This is a genomic window from Streptosporangium brasiliense, assembly GCF_030811595.1.
Taxonomy (GTDB): domain Bacteria; phylum Actinomycetota; class Actinomycetes; order Streptosporangiales; family Streptosporangiaceae; genus Streptosporangium; species Streptosporangium brasiliense.
In genome coordinates, this window is record NZ_JAUSRB010000002.1 from 7,451,537 (window position 1) to 7,477,203 (window position 25,667).

The 25,667-nt window shown below is 70.4% G+C and carries 28 protein-coding genes and 2 pseudogenes; 15 read left to right on the plus strand and 15 right to left on the minus strand.

Features of this window, described 5'->3' with window-relative positions; genetic code table 11:
• Nucleotides 1–81: 81 nt before the first annotated feature.
• Both J2S55_RS43090 and J2S55_RS43095 read right to left on the minus strand, forming a co-directional pair.
• Nucleotides 82–819, minus strand: a complete 738-nt coding sequence (locus J2S55_RS43090) for a hypothetical protein (RefSeq protein ID WP_306873364.1) — start codon at nt 817–819, stop codon at nt 82–84.
• Entirely contained in the window at nt 816–1,529 is a 714-nt protein-coding gene (locus tag J2S55_RS43095; RefSeq protein ID WP_306873367.1) for an ABC transporter ATP-binding protein, read from the minus strand. Before J2S55_RS43095 ends, J2S55_RS43090 begins: the two co-directional genes overlap by 4 nt.
• Nucleotides 1,530–1,787: 258 nt before the next feature.
• Here J2S55_RS43095 and J2S55_RS43100 point away from each other — a divergent pair, with 258 nt between their 5' ends.
• Together J2S55_RS43100 and J2S55_RS43105 are read left to right on the plus strand one after the other, a co-directional pair.
• Nucleotides 1,788–2,846, plus strand: a complete 1,059-nt coding sequence (locus tag J2S55_RS43100; protein ID WP_306873369.1) for a sensor histidine kinase — start codon at nt 1,788–1,790, stop codon at nt 2,844–2,846.
• 3 nt (nt 2,847–2,849) lie between these two features.
• On the plus strand, nt 2,850–3,488 hold the full coding sequence (locus tag J2S55_RS43105; protein ID WP_306873372.1) for a response regulator: 639 nt from the start codon (nt 2,850–2,852) through the stop codon (nt 3,486–3,488).
• Between the two features lie 278 nt (nt 3,489–3,766).
• On the opposite strand, the gene J2S55_RS43110 is transcribed toward J2S55_RS43105, so the two are convergent.
• Nucleotides 3,767–4,087 carry a hypothetical protein gene (locus J2S55_RS43110; protein ID WP_306873374.1) on the minus strand — a complete coding sequence of 107 codons (321 nt, stop codon included), beginning with the start codon at nt 4,085–4,087 and terminating at the stop codon, nt 3,767–3,769.
• A 112-nt stretch (nt 4,088–4,199) separates the two neighbouring features.
• On the opposite strand from J2S55_RS43110, the gene J2S55_RS43115 reads away from it, so the two are divergent.
• Together J2S55_RS43115 and J2S55_RS43120 are read left to right on the plus strand one after the other, a co-directional pair.
• Nucleotides 4,200–4,853, plus strand: coding sequence for a response regulator transcription factor (locus J2S55_RS43115; RefSeq protein ID WP_306875864.1), 654 nt, complete (start codon nt 4,200–4,202; stop codon nt 4,851–4,853).
• A complete protein-coding gene (locus tag J2S55_RS43120; protein WP_306873376.1) occupies nt 4,850–5,944 on the plus strand; it encodes a sensor histidine kinase in 1,095 nt (364 codons plus the stop codon). Before J2S55_RS43115 ends, J2S55_RS43120 begins: the two co-directional genes overlap by 4 nt.
• Before the next feature lie 310 nt (nt 5,945–6,254).
• Here J2S55_RS43120 and J2S55_RS43125 read toward each other — a convergent pair whose 3' ends face one another.
• Nucleotides 6,255–6,521 (minus strand): CGNR zinc finger domain-containing protein, encoded by a 267-nt coding sequence (locus J2S55_RS43125; protein ID WP_306873379.1) that lies wholly within the window; start codon nt 6,519–6,521, stop codon nt 6,255–6,257.
• A 117-nt stretch (nt 6,522–6,638) separates the two neighbouring features.
• Here J2S55_RS43125 and J2S55_RS43130 point away from each other — a divergent pair, with 117 nt between their 5' ends.
• The 3 genes from J2S55_RS43130 (at nt 6,639) to J2S55_RS43140 (ending at nt 7,938) form a co-directional block, all read left to right on the plus strand.
• Nucleotides 6,639–6,977 carry an STAS domain-containing protein gene (locus J2S55_RS43130; RefSeq protein WP_306873381.1) on the plus strand — a complete coding sequence of 113 codons (339 nt, stop codon included), beginning with the start codon at nt 6,639–6,641 and terminating at the stop codon, nt 6,975–6,977.
• 86 nt (nt 6,978–7,063) lie between these two features.
• Entirely contained in the window at nt 7,064–7,321 is a 258-nt protein-coding gene (locus J2S55_RS43135) for a hypothetical protein (RefSeq protein ID WP_306873384.1), read from the plus strand.
• A gap of 176 nt (nt 7,322–7,497) precedes the next feature.
• Nucleotides 7,498–7,938 (plus strand): PaaI family thioesterase, encoded by a 441-nt coding sequence (locus J2S55_RS43140; protein ID WP_306873386.1) that lies wholly within the window; start codon nt 7,498–7,500, stop codon nt 7,936–7,938.
• On the opposite strand, the pseudogene J2S55_RS48695 reads toward J2S55_RS43140, so the two are convergent.
• The 3 genes and pseudogenes from J2S55_RS48695 to sigJ all read right to left on the minus strand — a co-directional run.
• Nucleotides 7,932–8,069, minus strand: a pseudogene (locus tag J2S55_RS48695) (IS982 family transposase); the annotation flags it as partial. The gene J2S55_RS43140 and the pseudogene J2S55_RS48695 sit on opposite strands and share 7 nt — an antisense overlap.
• 322 nt (nt 8,070–8,391) lie before the next feature.
• The gene (locus J2S55_RS43150; protein ID WP_306873388.1) at nt 8,392–9,360 is read right to left on the minus strand and encodes a YobF C-terminal domain-containing protein; all 969 of its coding nucleotides are present in this window, start codon (nt 9,358–9,360) and stop codon (nt 8,392–8,394) included.
• 134 nt (nt 9,361–9,494) lie between these two features.
• A pseudogene (gene sigJ, locus J2S55_RS43155) lies at nt 9,495–10,363 on the minus strand (RNA polymerase sigma factor SigJ); the annotation flags it as partial.
• A gap of 139 nt (nt 10,364–10,502) precedes the next feature.
• Here sigJ and J2S55_RS43160 point away from each other — a divergent pair.
• Both J2S55_RS43160 and J2S55_RS43165 read left to right on the plus strand, forming a co-directional pair.
• Nucleotides 10,503–11,012, plus strand: a complete 510-nt coding sequence (locus tag J2S55_RS43160) for an MFS transporter (protein WP_306873391.1) — start codon at nt 10,503–10,505, stop codon at nt 11,010–11,012.
• A gap of 83 nt (nt 11,013–11,095) precedes the next feature.
• Entirely contained in the window at nt 11,096–11,593 is a 498-nt protein-coding gene (locus tag J2S55_RS43165) for a carboxymuconolactone decarboxylase family protein (protein ID WP_306873393.1), read from the plus strand.
• Nucleotides 11,594–11,815: 222 nt separating this feature from the next.
• Here the strand turns inward: J2S55_RS43165 and J2S55_RS43170 are convergent, their stop codons facing one another.
• Entirely contained in the window at nt 11,816–13,024 is a 1,209-nt protein-coding gene (locus tag J2S55_RS43170) for an MFS transporter (protein ID WP_306873396.1), read from the minus strand.
• Between the two features lie 83 nt (nt 13,025–13,107).
• On the opposite strand from J2S55_RS43170, the gene J2S55_RS43175 reads away from it, so the two are divergent.
• Genes J2S55_RS43175 through J2S55_RS43200 form a run of 6 tightly spaced genes read left to right on the plus strand, consistent with a single transcriptional unit; the run spans nt 13,108 to nt 18,697 of the window.
• A complete protein-coding gene (locus tag J2S55_RS43175) occupies nt 13,108–14,097 on the plus strand; it encodes an ABC transporter substrate-binding protein (protein ID WP_306873398.1) in 990 nt (329 codons plus the stop codon).
• A complete protein-coding gene (locus J2S55_RS43180) occupies nt 14,087–15,172 on the plus strand; it encodes a FecCD family ABC transporter permease (RefSeq protein ID WP_306873400.1) in 1,086 nt (361 codons plus the stop codon). The genes J2S55_RS43175 and J2S55_RS43180 overlap by 11 nt, the downstream gene beginning before the upstream one ends.
• A complete protein-coding gene (locus tag J2S55_RS43185; RefSeq protein WP_306873403.1) occupies nt 15,169–15,987 on the plus strand; it encodes an ABC transporter ATP-binding protein in 819 nt (272 codons plus the stop codon). Before J2S55_RS43180 ends, J2S55_RS43185 begins: the two co-directional genes overlap by 4 nt.
• A complete protein-coding gene (locus tag J2S55_RS43190; protein WP_306873405.1) occupies nt 15,947–16,753 on the plus strand; it encodes a Rossmann-like domain-containing protein in 807 nt (268 codons plus the stop codon). Before J2S55_RS43185 ends, J2S55_RS43190 begins: the two co-directional genes overlap by 41 nt.
• A complete protein-coding gene (locus tag J2S55_RS43195) occupies nt 16,750–17,751 on the plus strand; it encodes a GHMP family kinase ATP-binding protein (RefSeq protein WP_306873407.1) in 1,002 nt (333 codons plus the stop codon). Before J2S55_RS43190 ends, J2S55_RS43195 begins: the two co-directional genes overlap by 4 nt.
• Nucleotides 17,672–18,697: a pyridoxal-phosphate dependent enzyme gene (locus tag J2S55_RS43200; RefSeq protein WP_306873409.1), complete on the plus strand. Its 1,026-nt coding sequence runs from the start codon at nt 17,672–17,674 to the stop codon at nt 18,695–18,697. The genes J2S55_RS43195 and J2S55_RS43200 overlap by 80 nt, the downstream gene beginning before the upstream one ends.
• Nucleotides 18,698–18,769: 72 nt before the next feature.
• Here the strand turns inward: J2S55_RS43200 and J2S55_RS43205 are convergent, their stop codons facing one another.
• The 7 genes from J2S55_RS43205 to J2S55_RS43235 form a co-directional block, all read right to left on the minus strand.
• On the minus strand, nt 18,770–19,225 hold the full coding sequence (locus J2S55_RS43205) for a VOC family protein (RefSeq protein WP_306873410.1): 456 nt from the start codon (nt 19,223–19,225) through the stop codon (nt 18,770–18,772).
• A gap of 92 nt (nt 19,226–19,317) precedes the next feature.
• Nucleotides 19,318–20,202, minus strand: a complete 885-nt coding sequence (locus J2S55_RS43210) for a LysR family transcriptional regulator (protein ID WP_306873411.1) — start codon at nt 20,200–20,202, stop codon at nt 19,318–19,320.
• 189 nt (nt 20,203–20,391) lie between these two features.
• Nucleotides 20,392–21,702, minus strand: coding sequence for a TolB family protein (locus J2S55_RS43215; RefSeq protein ID WP_306873414.1), 1,311 nt, complete (start codon nt 21,700–21,702; stop codon nt 20,392–20,394).
• A complete protein-coding gene (locus J2S55_RS43220; protein WP_306873416.1) occupies nt 21,699–22,199 on the minus strand; it encodes a SigE family RNA polymerase sigma factor in 501 nt (166 codons plus the stop codon). Before J2S55_RS43220 ends, J2S55_RS43215 begins: the two co-directional genes overlap by 4 nt.
• Nucleotides 22,200–22,511: 312 nt before the next feature.
• Entirely contained in the window at nt 22,512–23,192 is a 681-nt protein-coding gene (locus J2S55_RS43225) for a polymer-forming cytoskeletal protein (RefSeq protein WP_306873418.1), read from the minus strand.
• 158 nt (nt 23,193–23,350) lie between these two features.
• Entirely contained in the window at nt 23,351–25,129 is a 1,779-nt protein-coding gene (locus J2S55_RS43230) for a hypothetical protein (RefSeq protein ID WP_306873419.1), read from the minus strand.
• A gap of 132 nt (nt 25,130–25,261) precedes the next feature.
• Nucleotides 25,262–25,618, minus strand: a complete 357-nt coding sequence (locus J2S55_RS43235; protein ID WP_306873421.1) for an ArsC/Spx/MgsR family protein — start codon at nt 25,616–25,618, stop codon at nt 25,262–25,264.
• Nucleotides 25,619–25,667 lie beyond the last annotated feature (49 nt).

Sequence of the window (25,667 nt, forward strand, 5' to 3'; positions counted from 1 at the left end):
GCCGTCCTCGGCCGATCGCGGGCCGGGCCGGCCCTGGCCGCCGGTATCCGGCACCGATCGCGACCAACGGCCCTACCGCCGTCAGCCGATCTCCTTCCTCGAGATGCGCAGCATCCCTGCGACCACCGGAACGACGATCCACACGAACACTGACACGGCCAGCCGAAGGGCGGCGTCGCCGGTGAACCCGCCGTCCATCAGCGGGTTGGTGGTGAGGTTGAGGTCGAGCCATTCCGCCAGGATCGCGCCCATGTCACCGAGCCGGGCGACAGCGCTCCACAGGGCCGTACTGGCCAGACAGATCACGATCGCCGCCGGCGCGTTCAACAACACCAGCCCCATGCCAAGGCCCTGGCCGGTCACCAGCACCATCGTCGCGATCCAGCCCAGCACCTGGGCGGGCGCAATGGTCCACGTGGCCTCGGCGCCGTGAACCGTAGCGGCGACGGCGGTCATGGACAGGGCCGCCAGCAGGGCGAACACGCAGGCCGCCACGGCGACCGCCAGTGGCGGCAGGCACTTGGCCGCCAGCACCCGCCCGCGCCGGGGCTCCAGCGCGAACGTGGTCAGTGCCGTGCGATGCCGCCATTCGCCGGTCACCGTGAGAATGGCCAGCACGGGCAGAAGCGCCCCGAGCGGGATGGCGGCGGTCCCGGCCAGGGTGAACCAGTGCGGCTGCGCGGTGAGGCCCCGGGCGACGACGGCCACGAGCGCCAGCCCGATCGCGCTCACCGTGAGGATGAGACCGCTGCGCGTGTCGAACAGCTTGCGGGTCTCGACCCGCAGCAGCCTGGTGAACGGGATGTCGGTAGGGGTCATGCGGCGCTCCTGTCGGCTTGCGCGGTCAGTTCGAGGAAGGTCTGCTCCAGACCGCCACCGCGGGCGAGCTCGGCGACGGTGCCCCGGGCGAGCACGCGGCCGCGGCCGATCATCACGATCTGGTCGGCGACCTGCTCCACCTCGTGCAGCAGGTGTGAGCTGAGCAGCACCGCGCACCCGGAGTCGGCCAGGCTGCGCAGCAGCCCGCGCATCCACTGAATGCCCTGCGGGTCGAGGCCATTGGCGGGCTCGTCCAGGACGAGCACCTCGGGCCGGCCGAGCAGCGCGTGGGCGATGCCGAGCCGCTGCCGCATGCCCATCGAATAGCCGCCGACGGCCCGCCTGCCCTCCTGGCCGGTCAGCCCGACCAGCTCCAGGCTCTCTCCGACGCGCGAGCGGGGCAGGCCCAGCATCATCGCCCCCAGCGTCAGGACCTCCCGCCCGCTGCGCCCCGGATGCAGGGCGCCGACGTCGAGCAGCGTGCCGACGCGGCGGCCAGGACAGGCGAGTTCGGTGTACGGTCGCCCGAACACGGTGGCCAGCCCCGACGTCGGTCGCGAGAGCCCGATCAGGATGCGCAGAGCCGTCGACTTTCCCGCGCCGTTGGGTCCGAGGAACCCGGTGACGCTGCCTGCCCCGACGGTGAAGGACACCTCGTCGAGGGCTTGCACTCCTCTGTATGTCTTGCTGACACCATGGAATTCGATCACGGGCCCAGTTCACCGGATTCCCCGTCTCAGGTCATCGGACCCAGGTCGACGGCCACCGCAGGAGAAATGGACTCAGGGCTACCCGTTCTAACCCCTGGTCGCTAGGAGCGGTTCTGGCGCATCCCTAGGCTGGCGGGCGTGAAAGAGCAAGCGGTGAATGAGTCTGGAGTGGAAGGAAAGAGCCGGGGTGAGGCTCTGCGTTACCTCTGCGCCATTCTGCCTGCGCTGTTCGTCGGTGGGATCTCGATCCTGTCAGCCGTGAGCCGCGAGGTCACCCCCGACCTCGGCCCGATCGCGCTGGACCTGGCCCTGTTCGGGGTCGGTCTGGGGTTGATGCGATGGCGGCACCGCTTCCCCTGGCAGGTCGCGCTGGCGACCGCGCTCCTGACCCTCTACTCGACCACCGCGGTCGGCCCCGCCTACGTCGCCTACGTCTCTGTGTGCACGCATCGCCGTTGGCGCCAGATCGTCCCGGTCGCTCTTGCCACGTGGCTGTGCCCGGCGGCGCAGATCCTGTGGTCGGACGCCGACATGCTCAGGGTCGTCTCCGTCACGAGCGTCACCATGGTGACCGGCGGCGTGATCGTCGGCGGGCTGACCGTCTTCGGCCTCTACCTGCGCACATGGCGTGACCTGGCCGCCTCGCGGCGACAGGCCGCGCTCGAGGCGCAGGCGCACCGCGTCGAGCAGGCCAAACTGGCCGAACGGGTCAAGATCGCCCACGAGATGCACGACGTGCTGGCACACCGGATCTCTCTGCTGGCCATGCTCGCGGGCGGCCTGTCGCACCGCACCGACCTCACCGCCGAGCAGACCCGCGAAACGGCTCAGGTGATTCAGGAGAACGCGCACCAGTCGCTCAACGAACTGCGCGCCGTACTCGGCACGCTGCGGCGCGACGGCGGCGTCGAGGACCCGCAGCCGAACCTGGCCGACCTCGGTGCCCTGTTCGACGAAGTACGCGTGGCCGGGCAGCAGGTCGAGGTGACCGACACCGTCGAGGGGCGCGAGCTGCTGCCGGCGCAGACAGGGCGGCACGCGTACCGGATCGTGCAGGAGGCGCTGACCAACGCGCGCAAGCACGCGCCGGGCACCCGAGTGAGAGCCGAGCTCGGCGGACGGCCTGGCCAAGGGTTACGGATCCGGATGAGCAACCCGGCTCCATACGCCGGATCGTCCGGCCCCGGCCCCGGCCCCGGCGGGCGGCTGGGCCTGGTCGGGCTGGCCGAGCGTGCCCGGATGGCCGGGGGCACCCTGAGCCATGCGGTCCAGGACGGACACTTCGTCCTGGACGTACGACTGCCGTGGGAGGCTTGACCCGTGATCAGAGTGGTGATCGTGGACGACGACCCGATGGTACGCACGGGGCTGCGCCTCATCCTCGGCGGCGAGCCCGACCTGGACCTCGTCGGCGACGCAGCGGACGGCAGGCAGGCCATGACCGTGGTCCGCGACACGCGGCCCGACGTCGTCCTGATGGACATCCGGATGCCGGTCCAGGACGGGCTCACGACCACCGAGCTACTGCTCGATCGGCCGTCGCCGCCGCGCGTTTTGGTGCTGACCACGTTCGACGCCGACGACATGGTGCTGCGCGCGCTGCGGCTCGGCGCGCACGGCTTCCTGCTGAAGGACACGCCGCCGACGAAGATGATCGAGGCTGTGCGCGCGGTGGCCAGGGGCGAGCCGGTCCTGTCACCGAGTGTCACCCACCAGGTGATCGCGGCGGCCACCGGCCGGTACAAGCCGCAGGCCGTCAAGGAGCTGGACCAGCTCACCGAGCGCGAGCGTGAGGTGGCGATCGAGGTGGCCAAGGGCAGCTCGAACTCCGAGATCGCCACGGACCTGTCGGTGAGCGTGGCCACGGTGAAGGCCAACATCACCCGTATCTTTGCCAAACTCGGCACCGACAGCCGCGTGGACGTGGCGAACAAGGTACGCGACGCCGGCCTCCTGTAGTCCGAAACCGGTCGGTGGCTGAGCAGGCGGCAGTGAACCCCGGCGTACGGCAGTGCGTCGAGGTTGGTGATCAGGCCGACTCGGTCAGGTGATGGGTCCGGGGATGACGCGATGACTGGTTTCTGAGAACCGCCTTGACAACTGTGAGACGGATCGGCCCGGGATGACGACCGCACCCGCTTCGCCGACGCCCGGGCGCTGAAGGCGTATGCCGGCTCGGCGCCGATCACTCACGCCTCGGACAAGAGCCCGGTGGTCCACCACCGCGAAGTAAAAAATCAGTGACTGGCCGCGGCCGGCGCCGCAGGCGCGCCCGGCAGCCGAGAACCAGCGGGTAGCAGCGGCTCGCAGGCCTTCACCGCCGCCCCGTACTTCTCGGACAGGACATCGACGCGCTCTCCCTTGATGTTGAGGTTGACCAGCCCGTCCGAGGAGAACGCGACCTCGGGGAAGTCGGGCAACCCCTGCGAACGCATGCAGGCGGTGAACTCCTCGCCGTTGCCGGTGGGCTCCCCGGCCGAGACGGCCACGACCCCGCCCGCTCCTGCGGTGAGCACCACGGCGGCAAGAACCATCCTTCTGATCGTCGAGCCGAGCATGATCTCTCCTTCTGTCGCTGTCGATGCGTCCAGACAAGCCGAGTGCCGGTTACAGGGCCGAAACGACGGCGGTAACCCCGCTGTAACCGGGGAACGGGGCATGCTGGAGATCATGAGGGTGCTGATCGTCGAAGACCACGAGGAACTGGCCCTGACGGTGGCCACGGGGCTACGCCGCGAGGGCATGGCCGTCGACGTCGTGCTGGATGGCCACGCCGCGCTGGAGCGCACCTCGGTCGGCCACTACGACGTGGTCGTCCTCGATCGGGACCTGCCCGGCCTGCACGGCGACGAGGTGTGCAGGGCACTGATCGGCGTCGGTCACCCGGCGCGAGTGCTGATGCTCACCGCCGCCGGGACGATCGACGACAAGGTGACCGGGCTGGGCATCGGCGCCGACGACTACCTTGCCAAGCCGTTCGCCTTCGCCGAGCTGGTCGCCCGGATCCGGGCGCTGGCCAGACGGGCCGGTCCGGCGCTCCCGCCGGTGCTCGTCCATGGCGATCTGCGGCTGGACCCGGCCACCCGGATCGCCACCCGTGACGGGCGCCGGCTGCCGCTGAGTCCCAAGGAGTTCGCCGTGCTGGAGTTGCTGATGGCCGCCGGAGGCGCGGTGGTCTCCGCAGAGCAGCTGCTGGAGCGGGGCTGGGACGAGTTCGCCGATCCGTTCACGCAGACCGTGAAGGTGACGATCAGTCGGCTGCGGCGCAAGCTCGGCGATCCTCCGCTGATCGAGACGGTTCCGCAGGCCGGGTACCGGATATGAGGCGGACGGTACGGCTGCGCCTGGCCTTGCTCTACAGCGGCCTGTTCCTGGTGGCCGGAGTGCTGCTGGTCGCCCTCATCACTGTCCTGGTCGAGTTCTCACCCTTCCCCGACCCACCGGCCGCTCCCGCGCCACCCGGCGGCCCCGGCCTGCCCGCCCAGGTGCCCCGACTGGAGCAGACTGAGCACCTGCATCGGCTCCTGGTCAACTCCCTGGTCTCGCTGGTGGTCACGGCGTTCGCGGCGATGCTGCTGGGCTGGCTCATGGCCGGTCGCGTACTGCGGCCGCTGGGTGAGATGACCGCCACCGTCCGGCGCATCACGGCCGACCGGCTCGACCGGCGACTGGCCGCGTCCGGACCGGACGACGAGCTCAAAGAGCTGGCCGACACCTTCGATGAGCTGCTGGACCGGGTGGAGGCGGCATTCACCGCGCAGCGTCGGTTCGTCGCCAATGCCTCCCATGAGCTGCGCACCCCGTTGACACTGCAGCGGGCCGTGGCCGAGGTCGCACTCGCCGACCCGGAGGCTGACGCGGAGTCCCTGCGGAAGGCACTGGAGCGCATGCTGGCCGCGGGCAAGCATCAGGAGCGGCTCATCGAGGCCCTGCTCACGCTGGCCCGCAGCCAGCAGGGGCTGCACGATCGGCAATCCTTCGACCTGGCCGCGGTCGCCGGTCAGGTCATCGACCACCACAACGATCCGGAGCTTCACGTCGAGTCCGCCCTTCAGGCGGCACCCGCCTTCGGTGATCGTGCCCTGGCCGAGCGTCTGGTCGTCAACCTGCTGGACAACGCTCTGCGGTACAACGTGCCTGGTGGCTGGGTCAGGGTGGAGACCGCAGTACGGTCCGGACGTCCCACTCTCAGGGTCGCCAACAGCGGTACGGTGATCCCGGCCGATCGGCTGCACATGCTCCTGCAGCCTTTCCAGCGCCTGGAGACCGGGAGGAAGGCAAGTGGTGACGGCCTGGGCCTGGGCCTGTCGATCGTGGCCGCCATCGTCGAGGCGCATCAGGGCATGCTGGACGTCCGGCCCCTCCCGGCGGGCGGCCTCGATGTGAGTGTCGCCCTCAACCATCCCGGCGCCTGAGTAGACCTGCCACAGATACCTGTTGACATCCTGAGCAGATCGGATGTCTGCGCATGCCGTACGGCCCGCCCGAGTCCGCGCCCACCCCTGCCCCGGGCGGGGCCGCAAGGGATGCGCTGCGGGCGGCCCGCTGACGCCACTGGCCGAGTGGTTGCTGCTCAAGCCCGGTCACCCAGCTCGGGTACGCGGCCGGGCCACTGCCGGCAGTCCCGCGGACTTGGTCCGGCAGCGGCGCCGGAGATAAGTGGCGTGCTCGGGACGGGGCCGGCCGTGGTCGATCGGATCCGGGTCGATCGCTGGACGACCGAGATCAGCGGTCCGTGGCCCGCCGGGCGCGTAGTGCCCTGAGCTTGTGGCGGTTGCCGCAACGTTCCATGGCGCACCAGCGGCGGGCAGCGGGCCTGGAGGTGTCGACGGACACCAGCGGACAGCCGTCGCTCGCGCACTCACGGATGCGTTCGGCGAGCGTCCCGGACAGCAGCTCGACCGTCTCCCGCGCCAGGGTCGACAGCGCCTGGGCTGCCGCGGTAAGCGCCGCTTGCCGGACCTGACGCGGGGACGGAGGAGTAGGTCGCAAGGCCCGATGCGGCCTTCAGCGCTCTACCCGGCCGGGGCCGCTCACCGGCCCCCGAGAGGCACCGGCCTACGCTGAGAAGGTGCGTCGACCGACGGCGTCCCCATCCTGGACGGGCTCGTGACCAGGTTCTCGGTGAGCGCGACCGACTACCGCAGCTGCTCGGTGATCACCATCACCGGGGACCTCGACGCGTTGTCGGCGGACCTGCTGCGGCAGGTGGTGGCCGACGCCGTCGCGCGCGGCCAGGTCCGCCTGGTGGTCGACGTGGCCGGGCTGACCTTCTGCGACCTGGACGGCGTGCACGCCCTCGCCGAGGCCCACCGCAGCACCGCGGCGCTGGGCAGGCACCTGTCGCTGGTCTACGTCCACGGCACCCTCAAACGGATCTTGGACATCAGCCGGCAGACCGACGGCCTCCTGCTCGGCGTCGACTTCGGCATCACCCTGCAGTGGTAGCACCCGCCTTCTCGCACGCCCGCGCGTAGGGCTCCGCTCGAAACGCTCGAAACCCCTGATGCCCGCCTCCGCCGCCTCTACGGTGGATGCCGATAGACCTCCCCCGCCGTACGGTGAGCCCTCCCCCACCGCGCGGTGCGCCTGCCTCCGCCGCCCAGCTCGCCGCCGCCCTGGCCGCACTCGGCATGTACGACGGCACCGGCACCGACACCGGGCACGCCGCTGAAGCCGCCCGGCTCGGCGGGGACGCCCCCTACCGGATGCATCTGGCCGACGTGATCGGCAACCTCGACGTCCTGCTCGGCATGCTCATCGGCCTGTCCGGCCTGCTCGACGACGGCTGAGGACGGCCCGATCCCTGTGGAAGTCCGCATTCCCATGGGTAGACCGGACATCCCGGGAACTGGACGAGTAGCTCCGATGTGGTTGGTGGTGGGCCGCCTGCCGATCTTGCGGGGCAGTGCAGGCACGGGCGAGCCGCCTCCCGAAGCTGTCGGTGGCGGCCTGTTCAATGTGGCTCATGGAGATGGATACGCAAAGACGTGGGCTGTTCTGGGATGTGCAGGCGGGGCGGGTCCCACCGCCTCCTGCAGCGGTGACTTTGGGCTGGGAACTGGTCGGGGTGGATCCAGAGCAGGGGACTATCGAGGTGGCATTTCAGGCGGGTGATCAGTTCGCGAACCCTGTCGGTGTGATCCAGGGCGGGTTCTTGGCCGCGATGCTCGATGACACCCTGGGTCCGGCGCTGGTCGCGACGTTGCCGGAAGGCCAGTTCGCGCCGACCCTCGATCTTCATGTTCAGTTCCTCCGTCCCGCCCGTCCCGGACGGCTTCTGGGGCGCGGACGGATCGTGCAGCGCGGCAAGGAGGTGTGCTTTCTCGCCGGTGAGCTCATCGGCCCCGACGGCAGGACGGTGGCTGTGGCGACCGCGACCGCGCGAATCCAGACCGTTCGTCAGTGATCGTAGGCGATCAGGGACCGCAGGACGGGGGCGCCGGTCGTGTGGTTGTGCCGGATGTCGGCAGCCATGGCGAGGATGCGCCGAGCGACCCGGGCAGCGATGCCCTCGAAGGTCCGGCCGCCGTATCGATCTCCATCACGGAGGTCCGGCAGCTTTCGACCCGGCGGAAGGCCGCACTGGAGGGACACCTTCCCGACCTGTGTGCACAAAACACCCCGGCGTTCGGCACCTGCCACCAGCGAATTCACCGACAATCCCGGACGGGCTTGACCAGGCTGACCCGATGCGCACCGGATACGGTCCCCCGGGCCCTGCCCATCCGACCGTGCTGCGCGGCTACCTGGTCGGAGAGCCAGGCCAGGTAGCCGCGCAGCCGGGAATGGTATTTGGCCTTGCCGGAGTCTGCTTCCGGAATTGCGTCATTCCGGAAGCAGGGTGAGCAGGGTGTCGGGGTCAACTCCTCCGAGAAGGCGTTCCGGCATTCCGGGACGCTCCCTCACCGGCGATCAGGGCGGCACGCAGCCGTTCGTACGTCGGAGCCAATCGGCGCAGGCCGGCCGCGAGCGCCATGTCGTCGCCCGACACGAGCGGACCTTGCAGGCCACCGACGATGCGGGCCTGTTCCGCGGCGACGGCCGCGCCCGCGTCGAGGCCGAGGGACGCCAGGCTGACCGCCAGGTCGTTGTGGCGGCGGGCGCCTACCCGCACCGCGAACGCCTGCCACAACATCCTGATCTCGGGGTCCAGCCCTTCCTCCACCAACCGGGCTGTGCGCTCGGCGGCCTCGGCCTGCCCCAGCGTGCCGGGAGAGACCTCCACGTCCGTCCGTCCGGCCAGCCAGGCCGGCCCGGCGGGCAGGGAGCGCCGCAACGCGTCCTCCGCGCTGACCTGCTCCCGCCGGGTGAACCCGTGCCGCATCCGGAACGGTCGCCGCAGGTAGGAGATCAGCTCCCCGCGCCACGCCTCGGCGAAGGCGTCGACCGGCAGCGTGGCGTACGGGTAGCCCTGCGGGTCGTGCACGAGCACGGTGTCGTCGCCCACCTCCAGTACGACCACATAGTGGTCGGCGCCAACCGCCCTGCCCGACCCTGGTTGGTACGACAGCAGGCCGAGCTCAAGCGGCCCGGCCAGCACCGGGCCGTCCTGGCAGGCGCGGCGCAGCCGGTCGAGCGCCGCTGCGGCCGTTCCTCCGTCCAGGCGCTCGCACTCCCAGCCGAGCAGGCCGATCGCGGCATCCAGCCCGATCTCGGGGTCCCAGCCGAACGGGTCGAACAGCGGAAGCCGCCCGCCGATCAGTTGCATCCCGTACGGGGAGCCCGTCAGGACCTCGATCACGGCGGGAGACGGCGCCTCGACACCGAGGATCATCGCGAGGGAGTTGGCGTAGCAGTACGGCCCGGAGCCGACATAGGTGACAGACATGGCCCTACACCGTGCCGCCTGACACGGTGTAAGAGTCAAGCCCCTCTGCGTCCGTCTCGTGACGGGCCCTCCATCCGAGGCGCCGGCGACGGAGCACTGTCGGCGCGGGCCGGCGACCACGGCTCAACGCGGGTGAGGTCGAGGCGGGCCAGCCGGTCGGGGTCGGACAGGATGTCGATCGTGGCGATCTTGCCGCCGGCGATGGTGAAGCTCATGACGGAGATCAGCTGGTCGTCGATGGCGTTGACCAGACCGGCGAGGCCGTTGATGAGCGCCGGGTAGGCGGCGGCGCTGGTGGCCATGCGCTGGAAGGTGGCGGCCTGTCCGGCCACGGCCGCGGCCCCGCGGATGACCTTCATGCCGTTGGTGAGCATCCCGCCGTCGGCGCGCAGCACCACGTCGGGGTCGAGGATGGACACCAGCGCGTCGAAGTCGCCACCGCGCGCGGCGGTCAGGAACGCGTCCACCACCCGGCGCTGATCGGCCAGGTCGGAGTCGGGGTCCGGGGCCGCTCCGCGGACCCGCCGGCGGGCGCGGCTGGCGAGCTTCTTGGCCGTCGCCGGGGTGCGGTCCACGATGGGCGCGATCTGCTCGAACGGCAGGCCGAACATGTCGTGCAACACGAACGCCAGCCGTTCGGCCGGGGTGAGCGACTCCAGTACCACCAGCAGCGCCAGCCCCACCGAGTCGGCCAGCAGCACTTCCTGCTCCGGATCGGTGACGTCCTCACGGCTGATCACCGGATCCGGCAGGCGGTCCTCCAGCGACTCCTCACGCCGGGCCTTGCGGGCGCGGAGCATGTCCAGGCAGACTCGGCCGACCACGGTGGTCAGCCAGCCACCCAGATGTCGATGTCACCGGAGTCCGAGCGCGCCAGCCGCAGCCATGCCTCCTGGACCGCGTCCTCGGCCTCGGTCAGCGAGCCGAGCATGCGGTAGGCGACCGCCCTCAGATGGGGGCGGTGCCCCTCGAACTGGACGGCCAGGAAGTCATGGGGTGTCACGGTCGCAATCCTCTCCATCGGCAAACGTCATACCGGTGACGCGTCAAACCGGTGAAAGGTGACCGCGAAACGCACCGGTCACCTTTTCCCCGCACCATCCGTCATGCCGGCGACCGACACTCACGGAAGGTTGCTGACGATGAGCAGGACGGATGTTCACGGGACGGTGGCAGACGGCTTCGAGCAGGTGCGCGAGGCGTTCGCCGTGGTGGTGGCCGAGCAGGACGGCCAGGTGGGCTCGCAGCTGGCCGGCGGCCGCGCCGGCGACCTGTTCGGCCGGCGCAGGCTGTTCCGCGCCGGACTGGCCGTCTTCCTGCTGGGCGGCGTGGCCGGCACCGGGAGCGCGCTGATCGCCGCCCGCGTCCTGCAGGGCGTCGCCGCGCGCGACTCGGGCATCGCCTCCGGCCTCGTCAACACCAGCCAGCAGATCGGCGGCGCCCTCGGCCTGGCCGTCCTGGCCGGCATCGCCGCCGCCACCACCGACCAACCGCAGGGCACACCTGTGCACAACGCGCTCACCAGTGGCTACACCGCCGGCATGCTCGGCGCGGGTGCGTTCTACCTGGCCGCCATCCTCACCGCCGTCCTCCTCCTGCGGCCGCGCCCCGTGAGCCGGAGCGCGGAGTCCCTCGACAGCATCCCGAGGTGAGAATCCGTCGTCTCACCGGTCACCTTCGCCCCGTGCGAGCCGTCATAGCGGCGGAACACCGTTCAGAAAGGAACACCACCACCATGACCACCGCCCAGCAGCACAACCACCGGTCGCGCCTGCCCAACCCCGCCGTACTCGTCCCTGAGCTCAAGGACATCGGCGGCGCCCTGTACAAGGCGACCGGCAACGGCATGATCCCGCAGACCACCATCAGCCTGGTCCAGCTGCGCGCCGGGCAGATCGTCGGCAGCACGTACCTGACCGTCCTGCACACCGGCAACCTCCGCAAGGCCGGCGCAAGTGAGGAGAGCATCACCGCCGTGGCCTCCTGGCGGGACGCGCCCTACTTCACCGGAGCCGAACGGATCGCGCTGGAACTGGTCGAATCCGTCCTCACTCCGAGCGCGTCCGGCGAGCGCGTCCCCGACGAGCTGTACGCCCGGGCATCCGAGCAGTACGACGACAAGGCGCTCGCCACGCTCATCATGGCGATCGGCCAGGTCTGCTTCTTCCTCCCGCTAGCCCTCATCGGCACGCCGCTGCCCGGTGTGTCACCGGCGGAGCAGTGGAGGAGGTAACACCCACCACGGGACCTCGCTCAGGGTGACGATACGCACCCTGAGCACCCCCCGCTCAAAGACCCACATGGAGAGGGGCTCGGTAGGCCGGGGAGCCGGTCCATGGTGTCCTCACGTGAAGGCCGCAGGGTCCAGCACGGTTTTGGCTCCGCCCACATTGCCCAAGGTCGGATCGTGACCTTCTGGTGCGTCACGGTCCTCTGTCCCGTCGCACCAGGCTGGTCAACGGCCGAAGCGACGAGCCGTGGGGACCAGCGCGGCCAGCGCGGGAGCCAGGAAGCAGACCGCCGCGCACACGGCCAGCACCGGCGTCACCCCGAAGGCTTCGATGCCCGGAGCGATGAGTGCCAGGCCGGCCGGCGCCAGGCCGTACGAAAGCAGGAAGTCCAGTGAAGAGACGCGGGCCAGCTTGTCCGGTGCCACCTCACGCTGGATGGCGGTGAACCACGGCACGTTGAACACCTCGATCCCGATGCCGATCAGGGCATAGGCGGCGATCACCAGCACCGGGGGCACGGGCAGCATCAGGCTCAGCGGCGCGAGGCCGTACACAGCCAGCCCGGCCAAGGCGGCCCAGCCCTGGGCGCGGGGCCGCCACCGGGCGGTGATCAGCGCGCCGCCGAGCGCCCCCACGGTGTAGGCGGTCATGGCCGCGGCAAGCACCCATTCGCTGCCGTAGCGGTCCCGGCTGATCAGAGGCAGGGCGACGCTGGTGGCCGAGTAGCCCAGTGCGATCACGGAGGTCAGGGCGGCGAGCCCAGCCAGGAACCAGGGATGACGGCAAGCCTCGCGGATGCCGTCCAGGAAGTCGGCGCGGAAGGAAGAGCCCGGCGCGGGCACGGCGGACAGGGTGGGCGAGGCGGCCCCGCGGCCGGGGAGCAGGGCGGCGACGAGCCAGAGCAGGCCGATACCCAGCAGCAGCGTGCCGACCTCGAGGTAGGCCGCGAGGAGCGCGGTGAGCGTGGGGCCGGCCAGCGTCGAGACGCGCACCGCGAAGGTCATGGCGGCGTTGGCCTGCTGCCTGCGGCCGGGATCGACGATCTCAGCGGTGAGCGCCTGGAAGGCGGGACGGCATGCCCCCTGCCCGGCACCGGCCACGGCGGCGGCCGCGGCCATCAGTACCAGGGATCGGCCGAGCCCGAGAGCGAGGAGCGGCGCCGCGAGCGCGGCCGCGAGGGCGGACCAGAGCACGACCGCTCGGCGGGAGTGGCGGTCGGCCAGCACGCCGCCGACGGCGACGGCGGCCAGGAAGCCGGCGGTCCGGGCCGCGAGGACCAGGCCCAGGCCCACCGCGTCGAGTTCGCGGTGCAGCACCGCGAGGCCGAGCACGAAGGGCAGCGCCCAGGTCGCGAGGCCGGAGGCGGTGGTCCCGACCCACAGCCGCAGGAAGGCGGGGTCACGCAGGACGGGGGGATCGGTCTTGGTTGCCACGGTGTGGTGCTCCTGATTTTAAAATGAAAATGGTTACCGTTTGCGCTATCTTGGCACACACCACGCCGACTCTCGGAGCACCCATGCGTCATCTCGGCCGTCACCTCGGCCTCGTCCTTCTCCTGACCACCACGGGTTGTTCGGCGGTCCAGGCCGACCAGCCCACCGCCCAGGCCACCGTCACCAGCTGCGGCCGGCCGCTCGCGTTCGCCCAGCCCCCCGAGCGCGCCGTCGCGCTGGACCAGACCTCGACCGAGATCCTCCTGGAGCTGGGACTTCAGGAGCGCATGGCCGGGACGGCCAATGTGAAGACGGAGATCCCCGCGACCTACCAGGACGCGTACGCCAGGATCCCGGTCATCGCCCCCAAGATCGCCACCAGTGAGCAGGTGCGCGCCGCCACCCCGGACTTCGTCATGGCCGCCTCCGCTGACCTCTACACCCAGGACCGGGCGGGCACCCGCGAGGAACTCGGCACGCTCAAGGTCCCCACCTTCGTCAGCGCCGTGGACTGCCCCCAGCAGAACAAGCCCGGCATGACCCCCTTCGAGCTGCTCTTCTCCGACTACGAGCAGCTCGGCAAGGTCTTCGGCGCCGAGGCTCGGGCGGCCGGACTGATCCGTGAGCAACGGGCCGCCGTCGCCCGGGCCGGCGAGAGCGGCGCCAAGGTCACCGCCCCGCCCACCGTCGTCTTCCTCTACTCGATCTTCAACGGCATGCCCTATGTCGCGGGCAAGACCGGTCTGCCCAGCGAGATGAGCCGGATCGTCGGCGCGAAGAACGCCTTCGACGACGTGAACGAGGACTGGCCGGAGGTCTCCTGGGAGGAGGTCGCCAAGCGCGACCCGGACTTCATCGTGATCGGCGACCTGTCCGAGCGGGGCCGGCCCGGCGACTCGGCCGCGGAGAAGCGCGCCACGATGGCCGACGAACCGGTGATCTCCCAGCTGGCGGCGGTCCGCAACAACAGGATCATCGAGGTGCCGGGCATCGAGCTGGACCCCTCCGTGCGATCGGTGCACGCGCTGGGACTGCTGGCAGCCGGCATGAAGGACCTCGGCCATGCCCGCTGACCTGCTGCATCCGACGGCCCGAGAGCACAGCGTGCAGCCGCTGGACGGCAGGACCGAGGCGCCCCGGACAGGCCGGTCCACGCTGCTGGTGATCGCCTCGATGCTCACGCTGGCCGCCTCGGTGGCGGCCGGCGTGCGCCTGGGCACCGCCGACATCGGGTGGGCCGACCTGACGCGGACAGTCGGCGCCCGGCTCGGCCTGGGCGCCGCTCCGCTCCCGCCGCTGGTGGACTCGCTCATCTGGGACCTGCGTCTGCCTCGGGTCCTGATGGCGGCCCTGGTCGGCGCCTCACTCGCGGTGTGTGGCACGGTGCTGCAGGCCGTCACCCGCAACGCGCTCGCCGACCCCTACCTGCTCGGCGTCTCCTCGGGCGCCTCCACCGGAGCCGTCGTCGTGGTCGTCCTCGGCGTCGGCACCCATGCCCTCGGCGTCACCGGGGGCGCTCTCGTCGGCGCGCTGCTGTCCTTCGGGCTGCTGCTGGCCCTGCTCCGCCGTACCGGTCTGGACTCGGTCCGCATCGTGCTCACCGGGGTGGTCGTCGGCCAGCTGTTCACCGCGCTGACCTCGCTCGTCCTGATGGCCTCGGCCGACGCCGACACCACCCGCGCGATCACCCACTGGCTGCTCGGCTCGATGGCCCCGGCCCGATGGGAGGCCGTCGTGGTCTGCGCGATCGTCACGCCGCTCGGCCTGGTGGCCGCGTGGTTGTGCGCCGGCTCCCTGGACGCGCTGGCGTTCGGCGCGGACACCGCCGCGTCGCTGGGGGTGGCGGTACGGCGGAGCCGCATGCTGCTGCTTGTCGTGACGGCCGTGCTGACCTCGGTCGCCGTGGCCACGGTCGGCGCCATCGGCTTCGTCGGGCTGATCGTCCCCCACGGCATGCGCTTCCTGGTCGGGCCGCTGCACCGCGGGCTGCTGCCCGCCGCGGCGCTCGCCGGCGCGGTGTTCCTGGTGTGGACCGACACGCTGGCCCGGGTCGCCTTCGCACCACGGGAACTACCGGTCGGTGTGATCACCGCGCTGCTCGGCGTCCCCCTGTTCCTGCTGGTGCTGCGCCGACGGGGTGAACTGTGAGGATCACCGCGGAGAGGCTCAACTGGTCGGTCGCGGGCACCCCGGTGCTCCGTGACATCAGCGTGGACATCGAACCGGGCCAGACCGTCGGCCTGCTGGGTCCCAACGGATCGGGTAAGTCCTCGCTGCTGCGCTGCCTCGCCGGGCTGCGCCTCCCGGAGGCGGGTGCAGTCCGCTACGACGGCCGGCCCATCGCAGGCTGGAGTGCGCGGCGGATCGCCCGTCAGATCGCCTTCATGGAGCAGGACTCCGGGCCCGGGACGGCTCTGCGGGTCGCCGACGTCGTGGGGCTGGGGCGCGTCCCGTTCCACAAACGCTGGCACGGAGCCGACGCCACCGACCGCGCCATCGTCGCCGCCGCGCTGGAGCGCGTCGGGCTCACCGCACTCGCCGGACGTTCCTGGGCCGGTCTGTCCGGTGGCGAGCGCCAGCGTGCGCACCTCGCCCGAGCGCTCGCCCAGCAGCCGTACGGCCTGCTCCTGGACGAGCCCACCAACCACCTCGACATCAAGCATCAGCTGGAGCTGATGGAGCTGCTCGCCGGCACCGACCAGACGGTGCTGGTCGTGCTGCACGACCTGTCGCTCGCCGCCCGCTACTGCGACCGCCTGGTGCTCCTGCACCACGGGCGCCTCGTCACCGCCGGCTCTCCCACCGCCGTCCTGACCGCCGACCGCCTCGCCGAGATCTTCGAGGTGGACGCGGAACTCGCCACCGACTCCCTGGGCCATCCCGTGATCGCCTACCGCGCTCCCCTCACCGACAAGGAATCTCATGACCGTGAACGCCCTCACCGCGTCCGTCCTGGCCGGTGACCGCGGCCGCCCGCCCGCCGAGACCGTGGCGGCCAGCGTCTTCTGGATCCACCACGGCACCCGGCTGGCCGGCAGCGCCACTACCTACCTCAACCAGTACGTCCTGGTCCGCCTCGGCGGATCCTTCGGCGGCTGCGCCTTCGAAGCCGGGGAGATCGACCCTGCGATCTGCCGTGACTTCTCCGGTCTCCCGCTCGACACCCTGCTGCGCGAAGGACCGCTGCCGCTCCGGATCGCCGCCCTCGACGCCTACCTCGCCGAACAGCGCCCCCACCGCTCGGCCGCGGAGGCCGAGCCCGTTACGCTGCCGGCCGGACCGCCCGAGGTCCGGGCCAAGGCCCGCGACGCCGCCATCGCCGGGCTGCTGGAGATCGGCCAGGGCGCCCGAGTCGGCCTCATCGGCGTGGTCAACCCACTGGTCGCGGCCATCAGGGAGCGCGGCGGCGAGCCCCTGCCGTGCGACTTCAACCTCAGGGCGACCCAGTGGGGTGATCCCGTCACCGACGACATGCACGGGGTGCTGGAGCGCGCTGAGGCGGTGGTGGCCACCGGCATGACGCTGAGCAACGGCTCCTTCGACACCATCCTCGAGCGCTGCCGCGACCGAGACATCCCCCTGGTCGTCTACGCGCAGACCGGCAGCGCGATAGCCCGGGCCTTCCTCGGCTCGGGGGTGAGCGCCCTGTCCGCGGAGCCGTTCCCGTTCTCGCAGTTCAGCGCCGAACCCACGGTGCTGTACCGCTACCGAGCGGGAGACCGTGGTTGATCCGGGACTTACTCGGCACCGGACACGCCTCCTGTCACCACGGTGAGATCCTGCAGGGCGTCTTCCGCGACAGCACCGGCCGTTGGTGCCACGGCCTGGTAACGCTGCCGATGACCGGGCCGGGCAGCCAGGCCGAGTTCCTCCGCCGCCCCGGCAGCCCGCCGGACCTGATCACCGTTGAGCCCGGCGATCGGAGCAAGGCCGCTCGAGCGGCGGCCTTGGCCGTCCTGGAATGCGCGCGCCGGAGCGGACAGCCACCCTGCGGCGGGCACCTGCTGATCACCGGAGACATCCCGGTAGGCCTGGGCATGGGCAGCTCCACCAGCGACGTCCTCGCCGTGCTGCGGGCGGTGGCCGACGCCTACCGGCTGCGCCTGCCGCCCGGCACCCTCGCCGCGCTCGCCGTACGGGCCGAACTGGCCTGCGATCCGCTGATGCTCGACGCCCGGCCCACCCTGTTCGCCCAGCGTGAGGGCCGCGTCCTGGAAGTCCTCGGGCCGCGTCTGCCGCCTCTCGTCGTCGTGGGCTGCGTCCTGGGAGGCGGCGCGCCCGTGGACACCCTCTCCCTGCCGGCCCGCGCGCACGACGACAACGACATGCGCGCCTACGAACAGCTGCGCACCTGGCTTCGGCAGGCCGTGGCCACCGGTGATGCCGCCCTGCTCGGCCAGGTCGCCACCGCCAGCGCCCGGCGCGGGCAACAGCTTCTGCGCCATCCGGAGTTCGACACCCTCATCGACATCGCCCGGAGCCTCGGAACGCTGGGGGTGCAGATCGCGCACAGCGGTGCGGTGGCCGGGCTGCTCCTTGACCCCGCCGCCCCGGACCTGCAGCGCCGGGTGCGGCGCTGTCTGCAGGCGCTGGAGAGCAACGGTCTGCCTGCCACCCGCACCTTCTCGACGATCAAGGAGTTTCCGAATGGATCAGCACATTGCGGAGGCGATCGGCCGTCCGGACCTGATACGCCTCGACGAGCGGCTCATCTGCCTGCGGTTTGAGACCATGAAAGTGATCTCCGCGCTCGCCGCGGTCCGCCATCTGCTCGACACCGGGAAGGTCCGGCCGGGTGACACCCTGCTGGACAGTTCCAGCGGCATCTACGCCTACGCCCTGGCTCTGGCCTGTCATCGGTACGGCATGCGCTGTCACATCGTCGGATCCTCGACGGTCGACCACACCCTGCGCATCCAGCTCACCGTCCTGGGAGCGACGCTGGAGCAGATGCCCTCCGGCGACGATCTGAAGCTGGACCAGAAACGGCGCGTCGAGCGCATCGGCGAGATCCTCGCCGACCACCCCGACTACCACTGGATGCGGCAGTATCACGATGACATCCACTATGACGGCTATGCCGCCGTGGCCGACCTGATCCGGCAGTCCACGGGGGCCGAGAACCTGACCGTCGTCGGCGCCGTCGGCTCGGGCGCCTCCACCGGCGCCCTGGCTCGCTGTCTCCGGCCCGACTCCCCCGGCCTCGAACTCGTCGGCGTCCAGCCCTTCGGCAGCGTCACCTTCGGCGCGGAGCACGTCGCCGACCCGGAGATCATCATTGCCGGCATCGGCAGCTCCATCCCCTTCGCCAACGTCAGGCATGCCTCCTACGACACGATCCATTGGATCTCCTTCGACGCGGCCCTGGCCGGCAGCGTCGATCTGCTGCGTCGGCACGCGGTGTTCGCCGGCCTGTCGACCGGAGCGGCCTACCTGGCCGCCCGCTGGGAACGCGAACAGTCCCCGGAGCGGACGGTGCTCTTCATCGCCCCCGACACCGGCCATCGCTACGTGGACACCGTATACGCGCGCCACCGCGAGGCCGCCGCCATCGCCTCCCTGGCTCCCCGCACCCTCACCACCCAGGTCGACCTGGCGCTCCCGTGGTGCCGGATGCGCTGGAACCGGGCGTCACCGATCACTCCGTGGCCCCTGCGACAAGAACTCGCATGACCACTCCTTGGCCCCGGCGGTTGGTTCCCGCCGGGGACTGCCTCACGTACAGCAAGCAGCTGCTCGGCCGGTTCAGAGGTTCACGGCCGACGCGGTCTCCTTCAACTGCTCCGCGTTCATGTCGGCGACCCGGCTGGTGAAGAACCAGGAGTGACCGAAGGGGTCCTCCAGTTCGACCTGCAGATCGCCGTGGAACTGCATCTCCACCGGCCGGATGACGCGCGCTCCCGCAGCTGTGGCCCGCTCGGCGAACGTCTCGACGTCCGGTACGAAGACCAGCAGGTTGACCGGTGTACCGCCGATCGTCTTCGGGCTGCGGAAGTGGTATTCGGGGTATTCGTCGCGCAGCATGAAGACCGCGTCACCGATCCGGAACTCGGCGTGTGCGATCTTGTCTCCCTGGCGTGGGATCTCGATGCTCACCTCCGCGCCGAAGGCCTTCTTGTAGAAGTCGATGGCCGCCTTGGCGTCGTGCACGTTGAGGTAGGGAACGCCGCCCTTGTACTCCTCGGGGATGGGGTTCGTCATGATGTTTTCCTTCGTCGTTGCCATGTCTCCATCCTCGGCGCCTCACCTACCTGCAACAACGACGAGATCCGAAACGATCGATAACTCCTGGGTTAGCGATCGAGCTCCGCGCGGAGGAGCGTGGTGAACGAACGCACCCTGCTGGTCTGGCCGCCGACCGGCCAGACCGGTCCGTACTCGATCGGCGGCAGGTCGGCGATGGGCACGTAGACGATGTCCGGCCGGGCGTGATACCGCGTGGCCTGGCTGCCCACCACGGCCATCCCCGCGCCGCCGCTGACCAGCGTCAGCAATTCCTGCCGCGAGGTCAGTATTTGCTCGCGCTGGATGGGACGCCCACTGGGCGCCTGCGCCGGGATGAGCGCGTCCAGCAGATATTCGGGCGCGTCGGCGGGCACGAGCACGGTGTCCCTGGCGAGATCCTCCACCGTGACGCTGTCGCGGCGGGCGAAAGGATGCCCGGAGGAGACGGCCAGCACGCGGGGATCACGCAGCAGGGCGGGCCCGCTCGACAGGTCGGTCTCCTGCACGGGCAGCTCGGTGACCTGCAGGTCGAGTTCATCGGTGCGCAACGCACCGAACGCATCCGACAGGTGCACCTCGCGGATGCGCACCTCGCAGTCTGGATGGCGAGTGCGGAACGCCTCAGCGGCTGCCATGATGGCCTCCCCCACCAGCGGACTGGAGAAGCCCACCCGCAAGATCCCGGAAAAGCCACGCCCGGCGGCGATGGCCTTGGCGATGCCCTCCTGAATGCGTTGATATCCGGCCTGCACATCCTCACGCAGCGCGCTGCCGACCGGGGTGAGCGTCACCTGCCGACTGGTCCGCTGGAACAGCGCGACGCCGAACCGGCGCTCCAACTGCTTGATCGTCTGGCTCACCCGGGCGCCGCTGACGCCCAGCCGCTCGGCCGTACGGGCGAAATGCAGCTCCTCGGCCAGGGTCAGAAAGATCTCAATGTCACGCCGTTCCATAGCCCGCAGGTTAGCGATCGTTGCGGAATCCGTCGTTGTCGCAGCTCACAGCGGAGGCGAGGCTGGACCCACTGTCGCCGGAGCCGGAGTGTGGTCGTCTGACGGGAAGTGCGCGCCCCCGGTGTCACCCGCCTGCGCACTTCCCGTCAAACGGTCTCTGGCGAGACATCGCCTGCCGTCTCGAATCCCTTACTTGATCGTGGCCAGGTCCAGGACGTACATCTCGTTGCCGATCTGGTAGGTCATCAGCCGGTCGAGGCCGCCGTCGGGGATCGCCATGCCTCTTGTGCCGTCCGGCCGTATGCCGAGATCGGCGGACCTGCCGGTGTCGACGTCGTAGAGCGTCAGGACGCCCCGGTCTTCCGGACTCATCCCACTGACCTTGAAGAAGCGCTCAAGGCCGGCGTCGTCGCCGATCTGGAAGCCGGGCGGCAGTTCGCGCTCCCGGGAGCCGTCGCGGTCGCGGACGAACCTGCGCAGGACGGTCTGGGTCCGCGCCGTGTCCGGGCACCGGCGGGTGCCGCACTTGATCTCTTTCCCGGAGCGGTCGCGGGGACGTTCGACCTTGACGGTCTTGTATCGCACCGCTATGCCCGCGCACCGCTCGACGCCGCACCTGACCTCCTCATCAGCCCTGACCACGGCGTCGCGCCGCTCACCGGTCTCGGCGTTGAGCAGCTCGCGGAAGATCGCCTTTCCGTGGTGGGCGCCCACCCACGGCCATTGCAGGATGTGATGCCGCTCGGCGCCCTTCACCGACTGCGGACGGCCCCCGCTCAGCGGCACCCGGTAGACCCCGCCCTTCTCGTAGGCGAAGACCACGTCGGAGCCCACCACCGTCAGCCCGTTGATGTGCCCCTGCTTCATGACGTTCCCGAGGGGGACGTCGGTCACCGGCCGAGGCCGGCCGCCGGTGACCGGCACCGTCCAGATGCGGGCGACCCGCGGGCCGCCCGCCTCCTTGTAGGACGCCCACCAGACGATGCTGCCGCCACCGGCGGCGACGTCGTCGGCGAAGATCGCTGACCCCTTCGTCGGGGGGATCTCGGCGATCTGCCTGGGCACGCCGGTGTCCAGGTCGTAGCCCCACAGGAACTGACGGTTCCCGTCGAGAACGCCCGTCATGACCAGCAGCGTGCGATCGTCGAGAAGGAGCTGCGGATAGTAGTCGCGGCCGTCGGGCAACGTGGCCGGGATCTTGTGTACGGCCTGCGGCCACACCTTCTCGATGGGCGGCGGGAGCTGACCCGCAGACGGCTTGGCCTCGCCGGTCGCGTTGACCGCGGGGTGCGGCGCGGCCGTCGCGCGCAGGGCGCTCACCGCCGCGCCCGCCCCGCCTGCCACCACGATCACGGCCGCGGCCGCGAGCGCGGCGGCGGCCCGCGCCCGCCGCCGGTGATGGCGCGCCTTGACCGCCGCGCTCAGCCCGGCCGGCGCCTGCGGCGCGCGGTGCGCCGCCCCGGAGAGGACGCGGCTCAACTTGTCTTCCAGATCGGTCATCGCATGCTCCCGTGGGTCACCGGTGAGGGGGAGAGGGAGGAACGCAGCTTGTCCAAGCCCCGGGAGGCATAGCCGCGTACGGTACCGGGAGAGATGCCGAGCACTTCGGCGATCTCGGCGTCCGTGAGCTGCTCGTAATAGCGCAGCACCAGCACGGCACGTTGTCTGCGGGGCAGCACGGCCAGCTCTTCCCATAGCCCCTGATCCTCATCGGGAGGGAAGGCATCGTGGTGAACCCGCTCCGGCGGCTCTCCGGTGAGGTGTTCACGCCTGTGCCGCCGCCAGATGCTGATGTGCAGCCGCGCCATCGTGGTCCGGACATAGCTGTGCGGACTGTCTTTGCGTCGCACTTTCGGCCAGGCACCGCGCAGCCGTACCAGAGCCTCCTGGACCAGGTCGGCGGCGTCATGAGGGTTTCCGGTCAGGACGTATCCGTAGCGGAGCAGCGCATCTGCCTGCTCGGCCACGAAGTCGTCGAAGCCCGGTTCGTCATCCACTTGTCGTCCCTTCGGTCGTCATGTCCCAGACGGCCGAAGGGGTGAAGGTGTTGTGCCGCGCGGCAAAATATTTTCTCGCGATCTCGGATTCCCGCTCGCGGCCGTTCATCGGAGGTGGACGCGACCCTGGCCAAGACCAAGCTATGGCGCAGATCATTTTCGGCCGGCCTCCCTGTAGAACCGCCTCTCCCCCGCGGCCGGGCTGACGAGCCACCACGCAGCCCCGGAAGCGTCATCGGCCCCGGGGCTGCGCTGTCCGTCATCTGTCGAACCCTCTATGGGCCGACGCCCACGAGCCGCTACCGCTGCGGGTCAGGGGGTCGTGGTGAGGGGGAGGCCGGCCAGCAGGCGGTCGCGCAGGGTGTCGCCGCGGATGCCGAACTCGGGGAGGTCGTCGGGGCCGGGAGTGCCGGTGATCAGCAGTTCGGGCACGAGGAGGTGGCTGAGCGGGACCTCGGGTGCCGGGTCGATCAGAGTGCCGATGGAGGCGGTGGACAGGTCGAGGTAGGCCGGCGCGAGGGTCCTGCCGTGGAGGGCGCCGGTGACCAGGTCAGGGCAGAACTCGTTCCAGAAGATCGAGACGGTGGTGCGCAGGTCCCCATGGATCATCACCAGCTTGTCGGTCATGTCGCCGACGAAGGTCTCGGCCGTCACGTTGCCGCGCACGACCAGCTTCGCGTCACCGGCCAGGTAGATGTTCCTCGCCCGCAGGTCCCCGAGGACGATCAGCGCGGCGGCCCCGTCGTCCACAGCGGTGATGTTCCCGTCGACGACCAGGTCGCCGTCCACGACGTACCCGGTTGCCGCCTCGGGCGTGTCCTCCCGCCACGGTGCCCGCTCGTGCTCGTCGAGGGGGAGTTCGCCGGTCACCGTGGCGGGACCCGGCACCAGGATGTACTCCTCCTCGTACAGGTTCTCGTACGTCCCCTTCGGCAGCCCGCGCCGCTCGAACAGGTCCACCGCATCGTCCCAGGCGAGGTAATTCGATCGCATGCGCGCGACCATAGCAATGAAACACGCCCGTACCGTCTCGAAACCGACGTATAACAGCCCCCGTTCCGTAGAGCCCGTCATCGGGCTGAGGAAGATGCTCCGGCAGGGGCGGAGAGATCGGCACCCACGGCGGAGAAGAGTGTGCGCCCCGCCACCGCTCACGGCTTCAGCTTGAGCCGCTTCCTCGACGCGCCCGGGAACACGACGACCAGGTGCTGCTCCTCCCCTGCATCGTCGACCCGCACGTAGACACGGAGCCGGTAGCGGCCCTTCCCCGCGATCGCCAGGTTCGGCATCGGGGCACCCGCGCCCACTTCTCCGTCCTCGCCCATCTCCGGCACGGTGAGCCGGCCGCTGCGGCTGACGATCGGCACCTCGTTGACCTGATCCCACCCGGCCGTCCGCAGTGGCGGCGCGGCGCGGAAGGCCTTCACGGCAAGGCACAGATCAACGACGTCTTCGACGTGCCCGATGAGCACCGCGCTGCCGGCCACCCCGATGAGGGTGCTGTCGTCGTAGACCTTCTCCATCGCCTGCTCCGCCGCCTCGTCGGCCGCTCCGTCTTTCGGGTCGTGGACCAGATAGCCGGGATCGCCGTCGACGAACAGGAAGTATTTGGCCGTGGCCTGGACGACACCCTTCGTCCGGGGCCACGGGTCGCGGCACTTCGCGTTCTCCTCGGCGAGGTAGGCGGCGTTCGCCGCCTCCGTCTCCGCGGTCGACCGCAGCAGCTCGGGATGGGTTGCGCCGACGATCTCCGGACAGACGTAGACGAGGTCCCACGGATCCGCGCCCCAGGCGGGCCGCGCGCTCCCGGCCCGCGTCAGAATCGCCTTCTGCCCGTCGCGGCCCTCTGTACGGCACAGCGCCCGCCCGTGCGCGAGGATCTGCTGGTCCGACAGGCTGTCCGGGAACATGGGCGGGACTCCGCCCTCTGTGCTCCGCGCCCGGCACAGGAACTCGGCGTCGCGTTCCGCGGGTTTCAGGTCGCCGAAGCTGGGCCGGTCATAGCAGTCCATCGACCAGCCGGTGTAGGTGAGGTGCGGGGTCTGCTCCGGGTGGATCAGTGCGATGATCGGCAGTACGGCCACGGCCGCCACCGCGACGCGGATCACGCGCCGCCGCGCGGGCGGAAGATCCGCCGGGCGGCCCTCAGCGGGCAGTTCACGGGCGGTCGCCGCGATCCACACGGTGCTGACGAGCCACACCGCGTCCATCATGACCACCATCGCCAGATTGCCGCTGGAGACCCTTCCGAAGAAAAAGTTGAGCGGGATCACCAGCGCGTAGACGCCCACCGACAACCACCCGGCCGCCTGCGTGCCGCGGCTCCACCGGCCGTCGCGCCGCTGCCCGACGACCGTGATGATGGTCGCCGCCACTCCGCCCAGTATCAAGCCCAGTTCGACGATGCCGCCCGATCCAAGCTCCGGGAGGTCGAGTTCGTCGAGCAGTTCGTCGGCCATCCCGGCCAGTTCGACCGCGAACATCGCTCCGGCCGCCGCGCGCAGCATGCGGGACCGCCAGCGGATGACGAGCAGGTAGAGGGCGTCGACCGCGGTCCACAGCGCGAGCTGGAATGCCGCGTCGACCGCGTCGGGGAGCAGCGCGATCGGGTACCACAGCACGAGGGTGTACGCCACCGCCAGATACAGCAGTCGGCGCAGCGCCTTCGCCCGGCGGTCCAGCGGTCCCGGCGCGGGGGTACGCAGGATCATCCACAGGAGCACGGCCTTCACCAGAGCGGCCCCGAGCAGCGCCACAACCGTCGAGGTGTCAAACCCGCCGCGCGCGTAGAACTCCGTATAGGCCGGCGGCGACCATTCGACGGCCACCCAGAGCCAGGCGTCGCCGAGCACCAGGCCCGCGGCCGCCGCCGCAAGGACCAGACCTACTAATCCGACCCTGATAATCCGCCAGAAACTATCCGGAAGCACGGGACGCGATCTTAGCCCGGCACCGCCGTACGGGCGGACGCAGCGGAACGAGCGGTCCCGCCCCGCCGATCAGATGCGCCCCGAGTCTGGGCAGGGCGGACAGGGCGTGCGGCCCCGGCGTGGGCCCGGCCGCTACGGCAGGAGGGATCGTACGGAGTCGGGTGAACGGCCGACCACCGCCGTTCCGTCGTCCGCGGTGATGATGGGCCGTTGGATCAGGATCGGGTGGGCGGCCAGCGCCGTGACCCACTGCCGGCGGTGGCTCTCGTCGCGCGGCCACGCGGTGAGGCCCAGCTCGGCCGCTGTGGGTTCGGTGAGGCGGGTGATGTCCCAGGGCTGCATGCCGAGGCGCTGCAGCACGTCTTCGATGTCTTGGGCGGTCGGCGGTTCTTCCAGGTAGCGCCGCACGGTGTAGGTGGCGCCCGCGTCATCCAGCAGCGAGAGCGCGGAAGCGCATTTGCTGCACGCGGGGTTGATCCAGATTTCCATGACGATGGTCCTTCGAGCTGTGCTGGGACGCGCCGGTCATCCGGGCAGA

Coding starts and splice junctions, on each gene's coding strand:
- J2S55_RS43090 (WP_306873364.1), bottom strand. CDS start 819: ATGACCCCTACCGACATCCCGTTCACCAGGCTGCTGCGGGTCGAGACC.
- J2S55_RS43110 (WP_306873374.1), bottom strand. CDS start 4,087: ATGCTCGGCTCGACGATCAGAAGGATGGTTCTTGCCGCCGTGGTGCTC.
- J2S55_RS43115 (WP_306875864.1), top strand. CDS start 4,200: ATGAGGGTGCTGATCGTCGAAGACCACGAGGAACTGGCCCTGACGGTG.
- J2S55_RS43120 (WP_306873376.1), top strand. CDS start 4,850: ATGAGGCGGACGGTACGGCTGCGCCTGGCCTTGCTCTACAGCGGCCTG.
- J2S55_RS43135 (WP_306873384.1), top strand. CDS start 7,064: ATGCCGATAGACCTCCCCCGCCGTACGGTGAGCCCTCCCCCACCGCGC.
- J2S55_RS43140 (WP_306873386.1), top strand. CDS start 7,498: ATGGAGATGGATACGCAAAGACGTGGGCTGTTCTGGGATGTGCAGGCG.
- J2S55_RS43150 (WP_306873388.1), bottom strand. CDS start 9,360: ATGTCTGTCACCTATGTCGGCTCCGGGCCGTACTGCTACGCCAACTCC.
- J2S55_RS43160 (WP_306873391.1), top strand. CDS start 10,503: ATGAGCAGGACGGATGTTCACGGGACGGTGGCAGACGGCTTCGAGCAG.
- J2S55_RS43165 (WP_306873393.1), top strand. CDS start 11,096: ATGACCACCGCCCAGCAGCACAACCACCGGTCGCGCCTGCCCAACCCC.
- J2S55_RS43175 (WP_306873398.1), top strand. CDS start 13,108: ATGCGTCATCTCGGCCGTCACCTCGGCCTCGTCCTTCTCCTGACCACC.
- J2S55_RS43180 (WP_306873400.1), top strand. CDS start 14,087: ATGCCCGCTGACCTGCTGCATCCGACGGCCCGAGAGCACAGCGTGCAG.
- J2S55_RS43190 (WP_306873405.1), top strand. CDS start 15,947: ATGACCGTGAACGCCCTCACCGCGTCCGTCCTGGCCGGTGACCGCGGC.
- J2S55_RS43200 (WP_306873409.1), top strand. CDS start 17,672: ATGGATCAGCACATTGCGGAGGCGATCGGCCGTCCGGACCTGATACGC.
- J2S55_RS43205 (WP_306873410.1), bottom strand. CDS start 19,225: ATGACGAACCCCATCCCCGAGGAGTACAAGGGCGGCGTTCCCTACCTC.
- J2S55_RS43210 (WP_306873411.1), bottom strand. CDS start 20,202: ATGGAACGGCGTGACATTGAGATCTTTCTGACCCTGGCCGAGGAGCTG.
- J2S55_RS43215 (WP_306873414.1), bottom strand. CDS start 21,702: ATGACCGATCTGGAAGACAAGTTGAGCCGCGTCCTCTCCGGGGCGGCG.
- J2S55_RS43225 (WP_306873418.1), bottom strand. CDS start 23,192: ATGCGATCGAATTACCTCGCCTGGGACGATGCGGTGGACCTGTTCGAG.
- J2S55_RS43235 (WP_306873421.1), bottom strand. CDS start 25,618: ATGGAAATCTGGATCAACCCCGCGTGCAGCAAATGCGCTTCCGCGCTC.